We start from the raw sequence: 12884 nt of genomic DNA, 5'->3' as shown, positions 1-12884 counted from the left end.
GATCGACGATGCGATTCATGCTGCCGATCGTGGCGCTGGCCGCAGCGTCGATCGCCGTTCCCGGCGCTGCCCAACAGGCCGGAGCGCCGGCGGCGCCGGAGGCCGTAACGCCCGATAAGGTGTGGCCCGCTTCAGCCGAGCAGGTCGATTATGCGGCACTGCGGAAGCTGCCTGATTGGCGCGGCATCTGGACACCCATCATGGGCGGGGGAGGAAAGCCGGAAATCCCGCAGCTGCTCGGGCAATACAAAACCCATTATGAAGAGATACAGGCGCTGATCAAAAGCGGCGATCCTGAGGCAACGCTCAAGGTCGAGCGCCGCACCTCGGCATGCGAGCCGCCGGGGATGCCGGGCATCATGACCCAGCCCTATGATCTCGAGTTCCTGTTCACGCCGGGCCGGGTCACGATCATCCAGGAGGCCTATATGCAGGTGCGCCGGGTCTTCACTGACGGCCGGCCGCTGCCCGAGGATCCGGATCCCACCTATAACGGCAGCTCGATCGGTCACTGGGAAGGCGATACTCTGGTGGTGACCACGGTCGGCCTGCGCGAAGGCGCGACGATGGGGCGATGGGGCATCACCTATAGCGATCAGGTCAAGCTGACCGAGCGCATCCACCTCGATGCGAAGAACAAGGATCAGCTCGTCATCGAGACAAGCTTCACTGATCCCAAGGCACTTGCCGCACCCTGGCACACGATCGCGCGCTTCAAGCGCGAGCGCGCGCTGGACCAGATCGAGTTCATCTGCGTGCAGAATGACCGTAACCCGATCAACGAAAAGGGGCAGGTTCTGTTCGAGGGCGTCAAGCAATAGCCCTTCGCCGGTGAAGCCGCCTCGCTCTATCGGGCGCGGTTATGTCGGGAGTTGAGGCCGCGATTTCGCATATCAGGCTCGTCGCTCGATTCAAACTTATCCGTGGTTATGTCAGTTCTCTCGGATGATGAAGAACMGCATAAAAGCCGATTTCACGCTGCTGTTGAATCAAGCCACCCTGTTCGGTGAAGGCGGCTCCCTGTTAATTCCAACACGCCTCCCTGTTATCTCCAACAAGCCTCCCTGTTATCGAATAACAGGGAGAATGGCATTCAAGCCACTGGTCAAAAAGGAGAATATCTCCAACAAATTGGCCAAAAACGGCCCGAAAAGTTTTTTCTTCCCTGTTCTTTCCCTGTTCCGTGGCGATAACAGGGAGAAACTGCCATTTTCTGCGTCGTCGAAATCGTTCGAAATTCGGACCTCGCTTCTGGCGGGCCGAAGAGTTGGTTCACGCAAAGGCGCGAAGGCGCGAAGAGAGCCTCCGCGTGGATATACCTAGTGCGGCTATAGGCAGTATCGGGCGCTGCAATGAAGAGGAAAGAGGCATTTCCCTCTCGCGGAACACCTTCGCGCCTCTGAGCCTCTGCGCGAACATGAAATCGACCCCACAAGGCGCAGCCGCGGCCGTTTCAAGCCTGGAGTTCGGCCAGCCCGATCCCGATCCTCCACCCGGGTCTGGATCCATCCCGCCCTGCGCATCGCTGGTCGGCGCGCAAAAAGTCGATTCATTTCCGGAACGAGGAAACCCGAGGGCGGGATGATCGTTGTCGGGCCGAGCTTCTCCATGAGCTCGAGGAGACCTTAGATGAAGAAACTGTCCCTGTTGTTCGCGCTCGCGCTCGCTACACCCGCATTTGCCCAGACCACGACATCGTCGACCGATGCCAGCACGACCACGACGACCTATCCGCCTTGCTCCGCGACGGTGACCGATCAGTGTACCGAAACGAAGTGGACGCACGGCCACCATGGCACCCGCGGCCATCATGGGCACAAGCATCACAAGAAATAAGGCATCCGCGCTCGGCGCATCCGCCTGAAGAACCTCGACCCGCCCGGCCTCGATCTATTCGAGGACGGGTGGCGATCGTTTACGCTGCGAGCATTCTCGCGGTATCACACTGCCGAGTAGATTGCGGAGAGCTGGCCCATTCAATGTTGCCGCGGTGATCAGTAGATCCGCGCGCTAAGCCCGACATTGAGCTGGCGTCCCGGCGCCGGCCAGCCGACCGCATCCTGATAACGGCTGTCGCCAATATTGCGCAGGGCGATAGTCAGGCCGATCCGCTTCGACAGCCGGTACCGCAGCCCGAGATCGGCCTCCGCATGGCCGCTGGCGCGGATGAGACCCGTCGGGACCGAGCTGTCGAAAAAGCTGCTGTTGAAGCGCAGCGCGGCGTTGAGTTCGAGCGGCGGCGTGACGGTCCACACCGTATGGGCCGAGCCTTGCCATTCAGGGCGACCGCGTAGAGGCGTTGCGCTGTCCAGCACGACATGACCCAGCGCGCCGCTCAGCATGATGGTCGGCGCGACCCGCACGGACGCTTCGACCTCGACTCCGCGCGCAACGACGCGGGCGCGGTTCACGGTGGTGAATGAGATCGGGTCGAAGTCGATCAGGTCGCGGAAGTGATTTTCGTACCAGGAGAGGCGCAGGCGCGTGTCGGCTGTCCAGGACCATTCCAACCCCGCCTCGACATTACGGCTGCGTTCAGGCCGCAGATTCGGGTTGCCGATGAGGGGATGGCCGAGCGCGTAGAAACTTGGCAGCTTGAAGCCATTTCCGATGCGCGCATAAAGCGAGGGTCCCTTGGCGATCGGCTCCCAGGCAATGCCGGCGCGCCCTGTCCATGTGTGCGGGCCGCTTGCGACCTGATCATAATGGCCGGCAAGATTGAGCGTCAGGCCGGCTGCGGGGCGCAGTGTAGCCTCAGTGAAGCCGCTCCATATCGTCCGGTCGAGCGCGAATGAGACAGGCAGCGGAAATCCGAAGTCTATGGTGCCGTCGCTCTTTCCCGTTTCACGTCGCACCCCGCCACCAGCCGCGCCGGTGAAGGCGCCGCTCTCGACCGTTATGTCGGCGATCGCTTCGAAGCGGGTGAACAGCGTTCGCGCGCTCAGTGCCGGCACGGGATCGAGCACGCCCGGCGCGATAGCGGGCGTTACGGTGTCGTCGCGCTGCTCGGTATAGCTGAGGGTCAGGTTCGGCCGCACCATCCCACTCGACCGGCGGGCGGAGAGCCCGACCGCCCGCAGATCGGCACTGCCATGTTCGAGATCGCGGTTGACCGCGAACAGCGGGCCGCCGCTGTCTTCGGGAAAGCTTGTATGCCGGGTGTGAGCATAGAGCCCGATCGCGCGCACATCGAACCCGCCGATGGTCTGCCGCGCCCGCGCCAGCCCCTGCGCGCGGCGGAGGTTCGATCCCGCCTGTTTGTCTCCGCTGTCGAACCAGGAGCCGGAGAGGAGCGCACCACCACCCTGCCAGCCCGCGGAGCCGCTGAGGCCGGCGCCAATGGCCTCGTCCGTGCCGGCCTGGATGCGCCCATTGAGTTCAGTCTCGCCCGGCTTCGGCTCGCGTAATTCGACGCCGATCACGCCGGACAGGGCGTCCGACCCATGCACCGCGGAGCCTGCGTCCCGGCCGACCGCGACCCGTTCGACAAGTGCGGGATCGATCCCGGAGAAATCGAAGGCACCGCCCTTACTGTTGGTCGGATCGTTGAGGCGGATTCCGTCGACCAGCACCAGGGTGAAATTGGGCTCGCCGCCACGGATCGAAACGAAGCTGCCGCCGCCGGCGCCGCCGGTCGAAACCGCGCGTACGCCCGCCACGTCATTCAGCGACTCGAGCAGGGAACGCGGCTGCTGGCGATCGATGTCATCGGCGGTGATGCTGGTGATGGCCGGTGTGGCCGCCCCGCCTGTGCGAGTCGCGGTGACGATGATGGCGCCATCTTCCGCGGTTGGGATTTCCTGGGCCGCGCCTTTAGCAGCGGCCAGGAAGCCGGCCGTGAGGGTGATCAGCCCAAGGGTGAGGCGGTGCCCGCCAGTCCTGAAAATCACCTCAGCGACGCCGCATAGATGCCGGTATTGCATCAATTCCAGGACAGAGCATTCGGGCGTCACCAATCCGCTGTGCAGTGCAACAACATGCACGAATTGCCGGCGCGGAGAAGGTAGGCGGCGCCATCAATTGCAACCGTATCGACGCGAACTCCGATTGAGCCAGCCCGGCGCAAGACTAAAAGCGACTCACGCATGAAGAATTACGACGGAGTCGTGGACGGGTACCCTTAGTGGCCCGTGCTTCATCCTGTCGTTTGAGTTGCGGATATGGCGATTTGCAGTCCAGCCTTGGGGTGAAGCGCATGAGTGACGACGCGACCATCTCGGCGCCAGCGCCGGTGAGCCTGATCTCCGAATGGTTCCTGAAGCCTGGCTGCGAGGCCGAGGGGATGGCTGCACTGAGTCAGCTGGCGTCGGACGTCCGCGCGAACGAGCCTGATACGCTCACCTATCTCGTCCACACCCCGTTTCTGGACGATGCCCGGCTTCAGGCGCTCCCGCCGGTCGATCCGTTCTCGATCCTGTTCTTCGAGATCTACAGGAATGCCGATGCCTTTCTGGCCCATGTCGGCGGCCCGGTGTTCAAGGGCTTTGTCGCGGCGCACGGCGATCTCTTCGTCGCGTCCAATGGCAGTCCCTATACCACCGTCGAATTCCTCTCGCGGCATGCAGGGTTCATCCGTGGGCAAGACGATGACTCAGCGGCGGCCGAGCCCATCAACTGATCAGGATCGGAATTTCCATCCTCCCAAGGAGCGTGCACCATGAGCTATCTCAACGCTTTAAGGCTCCATTTCGCCGGCCAGTTCCAGTCCAATGTCTCGACGGTCAACAATGACCCCGGGCATTTCGATAACGCCACCTTCAAGATGCGCTACCAGAACATGGAGGGTAACGGCATGGTCCCGCCCAATGGCTGGTTCAATCCGCAGGGCGATGCCGCGTTTCGTCTGCTGGGGTGCACGGTCAATTCGGCCTGGATGCCGTCGGGGCAGGTGACCAGTTCCGATCCCGTGCTCGCCTATATCGTCGCCGACTCCGATGGAAGAGTCCCTGCCAAGCTTGTCGATCTCGACCCCGAGCAGCAACTCGTCTCGGAAATCTGGGGGCTGACGGTCAGGATCGCAGACGGCACCGGATCGACTCTGATGCAGGGCGATTTCGAACCTGCCGCCTTCATGGATATCTGGGACCGCGCGACCGGCTCGGGCAGCGGCGACATCGGCGCGGGCGCTGCCTATCAATCCGTGCTGTCGAACCTGCAATGGGGCGATGTCTCGGTGTCTCCCTTCCTCTGCGCGCTCCAGCAGGCGGCCGAGTCGGGTGTGCTGTCGATCAAGTTCAACGTCGATGGGCTGAACATGGATTTCACCTCGCCCAATTTCATGTGCGGAAGGATTGCCGGCACGATCGGCCCGGCTGCGATCGGGGAGCCGCAGCATCTGGTGATCGGCCGGCAGTTCATGGCGAGCGCGGCGTCGGGCGGGAATTTCTTCACCCCTGTCGGCCAGATCAATTTCTGCGCGGCGGTGGTCGATAGCCAGGCGAGCTGCATCTATCTCGATCTCGGCAACGCCCTGTCGACCACGGCGCCGGGAGCGGGGCTCAATGATCTTGGCGACCTGACGCTCAGTGTCGACAATAGGGGCACGACAACGGCGCTTGGCACCATTCCCGCCACGGGCACTGGCGGTTACGCTGGCGATGGATGGTATGAGCAGACGGCGGGTGTCGTCGCTTTGCCGCTGACGGCGGCGCAGCTTCAGGCAGTCGCCGCTTCGCCCCTGGCCCTTACCGGCAATAGCGGCATCACGATCAGCGAGTGGAGCAATGGCGCCTTTGTTCGCGCGGACGGCTTCGTCCATCGGCTCAGCCCCGGCGCGAGCATCGAAATCCCGGTCTATGCGATGCAATGGGGTCAGCCACTTGTCGGCGCGAGCCTCAGCTTCGCGCTGGATTCGGCACAGCTCCAGACCAACACCAACAGCTTTCCCTATGTCTCCGCGTCGCCGCCGGTGGCGACGCCGGCCACGGCACTGACCTTCAGCGCGACCGCGCCCACGCCCACCGATGAGAGCGGCATGGCCCTGCTGGCGCTCTCGACGAGTGATCCTGGCACCCCGCGCTGGTTCAACAATGGCGCCGATTACGGCATCGATGGCCAGGTGTACGGCATCCAGCCGAGCTTCACCGATGCGTCGATGAATGTCGGACCCGTCAACCAGTGGAACTTCATTAGCTTCCTGTTGTGGAGCGGTTACACGCCGGCGAGCCCGGTGACCTGGACTGACGTCCAGCCGATCTTCCAGCAATATGCCAACCTCTATCCGGTGATGATCCGCTTCCTCAACATGGCGGACTACGACTCGGTGAAGGCGCATGCCGGCCTGTTGTCGCTCGCCTTCGGGCTCGACGTGTCAGACCCGAATTCGATGCCGGTTACGCGTGACCTGTCACCGGCGAAGCGTGCCGCGATCCTGGCCTGGCTGCAGAATCCGCTGCCGGGGCCGGTGACGCCCGCGACACGAAGCGTCGAGGCCGAGTCGCTTGCCATGGCCGCTCCGGCGGGCGCCGCCGCGCCGCCCAAGGGCGGCAAGGCCGCGGCGGCCGCGCGCCGGCTCATCCTGCAGGCACGTTAAGGAGATACCGCCATGATCCGCCTTCAACGTTCGATGATCGAGGGCCTTACAGGCCCGGCCCCCACCGTGCAGGCAGTGTGCGCCGCCCTGCAGAATGCTGTCGAGCTCGAGCATGCCACCATTCCGGTCTATCTCTATGCGCTCTACTCGCTGAACGAGGCGAGCAACGCCGAGATCGCCGACATCATTTCGTCCGTCGCGGTGGAGGAGATGCTCCACATGACGCTCTCGTCGAATGTGCTGAACGCGCTCGGCGGCTCGCCGGTGATCGACCAGCCTGATTTCATCCCGACCTATCCCGGCCCGCTTCCCGGTGGCGTGCAAAGCGATCTCACCGTCAATCTGGCGCCGTATTCGCCGGCTCAGCTGCAGACCTTCCTGCAAATCGAGGAGCCCGAGGATCCGCTGAACTTCAAGGCGCTTGCKGTGACCGATACGATCACGATCGGGGAATTCTACGCAGCCATTTCCAATGCGATCGGCGCGCTGGGCGACGGTGCGTTCGTCGATCCACCACGAAACCAGGTGGGCCCTGACCTGATGTGGAACTCGATCGTCGTCACTGATGTCGCCACTGCGCAGCAGGCGATCACGACGATCGTCGATCAGGGGGAGGGGACCAGCACCTCGCCCGATGCTGTGGTCGGCGGCGGCTATGCGCATTATTATCGCTTCATGCAGATCCAGAAGGGCCATTTGCTGGTCCCGGTGCCGGGCGGGACCACCCCCGAGGAGCAATATGCCTATACCGGCGCGCCGGTGCCGTTCGACCCGACCGGCGTCTATGCCGTGCCGACCAACCCGGCGACACCGCCCGGTTATGCGGCGGGCTCGGCCCAGGCGTTTGCCAACGACAATTTCAATTACACCTATACCAGCCTGCTCAAATCCCTGCATGCGCTGTTCAACGGCGATGCGGGCGAGGACCAGTTCAACCGGGCGATCGGGCTGATGATGTCGCTGAAGGGCCAGGCGAAGGCGATGATGTCGGGCATCCCGAATCCGGCGGTGCTTACGGGGCCGAGTTTTCAATATCAGCCCGTCAACCCATTGATCGGTTGAGTGAGTCGCCGAGGGACCCCTGGGCTGGCCGAGTGTGCCAATTCTGGCGCACCGCCCGGTTTAGACGGTCCTTCGATGACATTGACGACATGATCTAGTTGACGAGGAGTCGCAGGCCTTTATGTGACGTCAGCATGACTACAGCCGCGACCGGCGGATCGCGCGATCGCCGGATCGAGGATCCCACCAACCTTTGGATCGTGCATCCCGCCGGGCGGCGGCTGATGCCATGGTTCATTGCGCGCGGCATTTCGGCCAATGCCGTCTCGGTAGGCGGGCTTGTCCTCGGCGTGATGGCGGCCGCGGCCTATTATCACTGGGCGGCATGGCCGTTCACGGTACTAGGTCTTCTCCTCAGCATCGCCTGGCTGATCGCTGACGGACTCGACGGCATGATCGCGCGAGCGACCGGCACGGCGAGTCCGCTTGGCCGCTTTCTCGACGGCTTTTGCGATCATGGGGTGTTCATCCTCATCTATGTTTCGATCGCTACCCAGATCGGCACAGTGTCGGGATGGGTGCTGGCCTGCACGGCCGGCGCATTGCACGCGACTCAGTCCAACATCTACGAAGGCGAGCGCGCGCGTTTTCATCGGCGCCGCGATGGCCTGCCTGCCGCCAAGGTCGTGCCGAGCGGCAATTTTCTGCAGCAGGGCTATGAATATGGCTCAGCCTGGGTCGACCGCGCCACCCGCCGGTTCGACGAGGCGCTGGGGAGCAGCACGGCTCCGCAGCGCATGGCGAACGCCTATGCCGAGGCCGCCGTCCGGCCAATGCATCTGATGAGCCTGCTCAGCGCCAATGTTCGCGTCTACGCGATTTTCGTGGCATGCCTGCTCGGCAATCCAAAGCTGTTCTGGTGGTTCGAGATCGTGTTACTCACGACGATCCTGATCATCGGCTTCGTCTGGCACCGTTCAGTCGAGACCCGAATTCTCCGCCTTTTCACCACACATGATTCAACCGGTTTTTCCTCTAAACCCGCCTCCACGAAGGACGTGACGAAGCAATGAACAATATCAACATCGCCCTGGTGGGCATCGGCAACTGCACGAGCTCGCTGGTCCAGGGACTCGAGCATTATCGCGATGGCGCCAACGACACGATCGGCCTGATGCACCATGAGCTCGGCGGGTATCGCCCGAGCGACATCCGCGTGGTTGCCGCCTGGGACGTCGATCGCCGCAAGGTCGGGTTCGACGTTGCCGACGCGATCTTCGCCAAGCCGAACTGCACAGCCGTGTTCTGCCAGAGCGTCGCGCCGACCGGCACCAAGGTGCTGATGGGCCGTGTGCTCGACGGCGTCGCTGAGCATATGGCTGACTATAAGGAAGACCGAACCTTCCTGGTCGCCGATGCGGACGAGCCGAACAAGGAGGACGTCGTCGCTGTCCTGCGCGCCTCCAAGACCGACGTGCTGATGAACTATCTGCCGGTCGGATCGCAGGAAGCGAGCGAATTCTACGCTGAATGCGCGCTCGAGGCGGGCGTCGCGTTCGTCAACAATATCCCGGTGTTCATCGCCAGCAATCCGGAATGGGCGGCGCGGTTCGAAAAGGCCGGCGTGCCGATCATCGGCGACGACATCAAGGCGCAGCTCGGCGCGACGATCGTCCACCGCGTGCTGACCGATCTGTTCGCCAAGCGCGGCGTGAAGCTGGACCGCACCTACCAGCTCAACACCGGCGGCAATACCGACTTCCTCAACATGTCGAACCGCAAGCGGCTTGCCTCGAAGAAAGTGTCGAAGACCGAGGCGGTGCAGTCGGTTGCCGCGGAGCGGATCGAGGACGACAATATCCATGTCGGCCCATCCGATTATGTCGCATGGCAGAATGACAACAAGGTCTGCTTCCTGCGCATGGAAGGCCAGTTGTTCGGCGGCGTGCCGATGAACCTGGAACTGCGCCTTTCGGTCGAGGACAGCCCCAACTCGGCGGGTGTTGCCATCGACATGATCCGCTGCGCCAAGCTGGCGAAGGATCGCGGGCTGGGTGGCCCGATCGATGCCGCGTCTGCCTATTTCTGCAAGCATCCGCGCATCCAGATGACCGATGACCTCGCGGCGCAGGCAGTCGAGAATTTCATCGCCGCGCATTGAGGTGATCGACACCGCGATTCTGCTCGCCGCCGGTGAAGGAAGCCGGTTGCGATCGGCAGCACCGTTCAAGCCGCTCTGTCCTGTCGCAGGAACCCCGCTGATCGCCCATGCGATCGGCGGGCTGGCCGAGGCGGGGATGAAGCGAGTCGTGGTCGTGCTCGGCTATGGTGCCGAAGCGATCGAGACCTGGCTCGCCGGCCGAACCTGGCCGATCGCGGTCGAGACGGTCCGGACCGAGGATTATCGCAAGCCCAATGGCAGCTCGCTTCTCGCTGCTGAGCAGGCGGCGGGGCAGGGTGAGGCTTTGCTCGCCATGTGCGACCATCTCGTCGAACCCGGCCTGTACCGGCATGTAGCGGCGGCCGGTGCCGCCGGCGGAGCGACGCTCGGCATCGACCGCGATCTCGACAATGACTGGGTCGATCTCGACGACGTCACCCGGGTGGAGAGTTCCGGCGATCGTATCGTTGCGATCGGCAAGGGCATCTCGCAGCATGACTGCTACGACACCGGTGTGTTCGCCATCGGCCCGGCCTTGTTTGCCGCGCTGCACACGCTCGACGCCCCCTCACTCACGGAAGGGATGCGGATCCTCGCGCGGACCGGCGACGCGCATATCGTCGATTGCGGCGGTCTGAAGTGGATCGACGTGGACGATGCGGCCTATCTCGCCAAAGCCGAGGCCTGGCTCGCCTCATCAGGACTTAGCCTCGCATCCTGAGGATTTGGGCAGCGAGTCGAATTGGTCGCGCCGGAGCCACGCAAATTCCCTGTTATTTACACGGAACAGGGAATTTTTTTCTTTTTTCGATTCCCAGTTTGAGCTGAACTGGATAGTTATCTATATATTACAATGGCTTATTCAATTGGTTCGTTCGGCCACCTACGTCGGAACAGGGAATAACAGGGAAATTAACAGGGAAATGCGTTGCGCGAACGCCATCCGTGGCGCCCTGCGCAGCATCCAATGAGCCAGACAATAAGAATGAGCGGGCCGGGCTTCTGAGTCGTCCCGTGCGCATTCTATGCCTGATCCGGGGATGCGGTTGAATCTCGGCCAAGGGCGGCTGCGATTGGCTCCCCTCTACAGGGATTCCCCGAATTGATCGAATTCCGACGATGCGCGTTAGTGATGCGTCTGCTGATTGCCGGCGAGGCCCCTCCGGACCTTGCGAGCAGGCAGGAGATCGATGGGTGGGGGATTTTTGTGTGACTGATCAGCCCAGTGCCAACACGAAACTGCGCTCGCCGCGCAAGAACCTCCTCCTGTCCGCGACTATCGAGGCAGGCCCCCTCAAGGCCCCGGTTCGAATTCGGAACCTGTCGGAGACCGGGGCGATGCTGGATGGCGCCGCCTTGCCCGATGTCGGCACCAGTTTCACGTTGCGCCGCCTCGAAATCGAGATTGGCGCGACTGTCGTCTGGGCTTCATCGGGCCGTTGCGGCGTTGCGTTCGACGGCAAGGTGTCAGTGGAAGATTGGGTCGCCGGTGTCCGGCAAATACCGCGCCTGGGCTTGCCGGGGCAGGCCCGCGTCGACGCGATCCAGTCCGCTCTGCGCAGCGGCGACCTGCTGCCCGTCGAAGCTCCCGCACCGACATTGCCGGTCGGTGGCCGTGAGCTGGACCAGCGGATTGCCGAAGAGATCGATCACGCATGGCGGCTCCTCGAAGCCGTTGGCGATGAGCTCAGCGACGATCCCGTCCTGCTTCAGCGGCACGGCGACGCGCTCCAGCGCTTCGACATTGCCTGCCAGATCATCAGCCATCTCGGCGCCGTTATCGGAGCCCCCGATCGCATGGCCGCGATCGAGAGCGTGTCGATGCTGGAGCTCAGGAGCCGCCTGCTTCGAAAAGCCATCTTCTGAACGGGCGCCGGTTTCCCGCAGCGATCCTCGCCGGGGTCTTTTCGTCCTAATCCAGAGCAAGTCGGGCGATCCGCCCGGACCTTTTGAGTGAATCTCTCGTTATCGCTGCTGCGAACGGGAGAAATCGGGGCAATGCCGGATCATGTGAGCGGCTGGCGGACGGCAGGCGGAGGGCATTTTGCATGTGATCCTGGTGCGACTCAGCGCTGCGTATCATTGTCGGTCGCCGGAGCGCGCTCTTGAGCGCGAGCGGAGCAGTTCGGGATCCTCTCGGACGCGATGCGGCAGCGCCATGGTGCATTCCCCTGGCTGGTTGGAAGCAGGTTCTCATCCGAACCTGGAACGAGACCGGCACTGACAATATCGGCCTCATCTCGGCCGGCGTTGCCTTTTACGCTTTCCTTGCCATCGTCCCGATCCTCGGCGGCATCGTCATGAGCTACGGGCTTATCGCAACGCCACAGACGGTGATGAAGACCGTCGTCGCGTTGACACGGGTCATGCCGCGGGAAGCGGCCGATCTGATCGGCGATTTGCTGAGGACCGTCATCGCCGCGTCCGAGGGCAAGAAAGGGCTGGGTCTTCTGCTTGCCCTTCTCGTCTCGCTGTACGGCGCGATGAACGGCTCATACGCAATCGTTACAGCGCTGAACGTCGCGTATGAGGAAAAGGAAAAGCGCAGTTTCCTGGTGTTGCTGCGGCTGTGGCTGCTCATCACGATCGGCGGTTTTCTGCTGACAGTGATGTCGACCACGACCGTCACCGTGATGGCATATCTCGGGTCGCTGTTGCCGACGCTCCCGGACCTCCTGCTCGCGCTTGGCAAGTTGCTGACCTATGCGGCGATGGCTGTGGTCGGCGCCGTCGCGGCAGCCATTCTCTACAGATTCGGACCTTCTCGCCGGCAGGCCCGTTGGGTGTGGCTCGCGCCGGGGTCGCTGACGACATCGATCCTGTGGCTGGTCGTCTCCGCGCTGTTCGGCCTGTATGTCGCGAATTTCGGTGGCTACGACGTGGCCTATGGCTCGCTCGGCGCGGTAGTGGTTCTTCTCACCTGGCTGTATCTCTCGGCCTATGTGATGCTGGTCGGTGCCGAGCTCAATGCCGAGCTCGAGCGGCAGACCGCTTGCGACACCACCAGGGGGCCACCAAGGCCGATCGGCGCGCGCGGCGCGGCGATGGCCGATACCGTCATCCCTTCCGAGACCATCCCTCAAGATACAGCGCCGATGGCGATCTCAACGCGGGAGCTTATGGCGAAACCTTCGGATGCGCCGTTGCGCGCAAACCCTTCGGTGCCACGTTCGACATGAGGTGCAGGGA

At 62.9% G+C, this 12884-nt stretch carries 12 protein-coding genes; 11 read left to right on the top strand and 1 reads right to left on the bottom strand.

All coding sequences use genetic code 11. The features are described 5' to 3' along the window. Nucleotides 1-8 precede the first annotated feature (8 nt). From AC1DVS_RS16920 to AC1DVS_RS16910, 3 genes are all read left to right on the top strand, one after another. Nucleotides 9-821, top strand: a complete 813-nt coding sequence (locus AC1DVS_RS16920; protein WP_478024957.1) for a hypothetical protein — start codon at nucleotides 9-11, stop codon at nucleotides 819-821. A 124-nt stretch (nucleotides 822-945) separates the two neighbouring features. Next, nucleotides 946-1323: a hypothetical protein gene (locus tag AC1DVS_RS16915; RefSeq protein ID WP_478024955.1), complete on the top strand. Its 378-nt coding sequence runs from the start codon at nucleotides 946-948 to the stop codon at nucleotides 1321-1323. Between the two features lie 306 nt (nucleotides 1324-1629). Then, entirely contained in the window at nucleotides 1630-1836 is a 207-nt protein-coding gene (locus AC1DVS_RS16910; RefSeq protein WP_478024953.1) for a hypothetical protein, read from the top strand. A 158-nt stretch (nucleotides 1837-1994) separates the two neighbouring features. Here the strand turns inward: AC1DVS_RS16910 and AC1DVS_RS16905 are convergent, their stop codons facing one another. Beyond that, nucleotides 1995-3890: a TonB-dependent receptor plug domain-containing protein gene (locus tag AC1DVS_RS16905; protein ID WP_478024951.1), complete on the bottom strand. Its 1896-nt coding sequence runs from the start codon at nucleotides 3888-3890 to the stop codon at nucleotides 1995-1997. Between the two features lie 305 nt (nucleotides 3891-4195). Between AC1DVS_RS16905 and AC1DVS_RS16900 the strand changes: the two genes are divergently transcribed. The 8 genes from AC1DVS_RS16900 to AC1DVS_RS16865 all read left to right on the top strand — a co-directional run bounded on the left by AC1DVS_RS16900 (nucleotide 4196) and on the right by AC1DVS_RS16865 (nucleotide 12874). Then, nucleotides 4196-4618, top strand: coding sequence for a putative quinol monooxygenase (locus AC1DVS_RS16900; RefSeq protein WP_478024949.1), 423 nt, complete (start codon nucleotides 4196-4198; stop codon nucleotides 4616-4618). 39 nt (nucleotides 4619-4657) lie between these two features. Further along, the gene (locus AC1DVS_RS16895; RefSeq protein ID WP_478024947.1) at nucleotides 4658-6532 is read left to right on the top strand and encodes a hypothetical protein; all 1875 of its coding nucleotides are present in this window, start codon (nucleotides 4658-4660) and stop codon (nucleotides 6530-6532) included. A 12-nt stretch (nucleotides 6533-6544) separates the two neighbouring features. Further along, a complete protein-coding gene (locus tag AC1DVS_RS16890) occupies nucleotides 6545-7594 on the top strand; it encodes a ferritin-like domain-containing protein (RefSeq protein ID WP_478024945.1) in 1050 nt (349 codons plus the stop codon). A 134-nt stretch (nucleotides 7595-7728) separates the two neighbouring features. Continuing rightward, complete coding sequence (locus AC1DVS_RS16885) at nucleotides 7729-8607, top strand: CDP-alcohol phosphatidyltransferase family protein (protein ID WP_478024944.1); 879 nt, start codon at nucleotides 7729-7731, stop codon at nucleotides 8605-8607. Next, on the top strand, nucleotides 8604-9695 hold the full coding sequence (locus AC1DVS_RS16880; protein WP_478024942.1) for an inositol-3-phosphate synthase: 1092 nt from the start codon (nucleotides 8604-8606) through the stop codon (nucleotides 9693-9695). The genes AC1DVS_RS16885 and AC1DVS_RS16880 overlap by 4 nt, the downstream gene beginning before the upstream one ends. A gap of 1 nt (nucleotide 9696) precedes the next feature. After that, complete coding sequence (locus tag AC1DVS_RS16875; protein ID WP_478024941.1) at nucleotides 9697-10416, top strand: phosphocholine cytidylyltransferase family protein; 720 nt, start codon at nucleotides 9697-9699, stop codon at nucleotides 10414-10416. A 488-nt stretch (nucleotides 10417-10904) separates the two neighbouring features. Continuing rightward, a complete protein-coding gene (locus AC1DVS_RS16870) occupies nucleotides 10905-11561 on the top strand; it encodes a PilZ domain-containing protein (protein ID WP_478024940.1) in 657 nt (218 codons plus the stop codon). A 239-nt stretch (nucleotides 11562-11800) separates the two neighbouring features. Continuing rightward, nucleotides 11801-12874, top strand: a complete 1074-nt coding sequence (locus AC1DVS_RS16865; RefSeq protein WP_478024938.1) for a YihY/virulence factor BrkB family protein — start codon at nucleotides 11801-11803, stop codon at nucleotides 12872-12874. The last annotated feature ends 10 nt before the right edge of the window (nucleotides 12875-12884 follow it).

The sequence above is a fragment of the Sphingomonas sp. P3_C5 genome (assembly GCF_056402635.1).
Note: the sequence above shows the minus strand (reverse complement) of the source record. Positions and strands in the feature narration are given on the sequence as shown.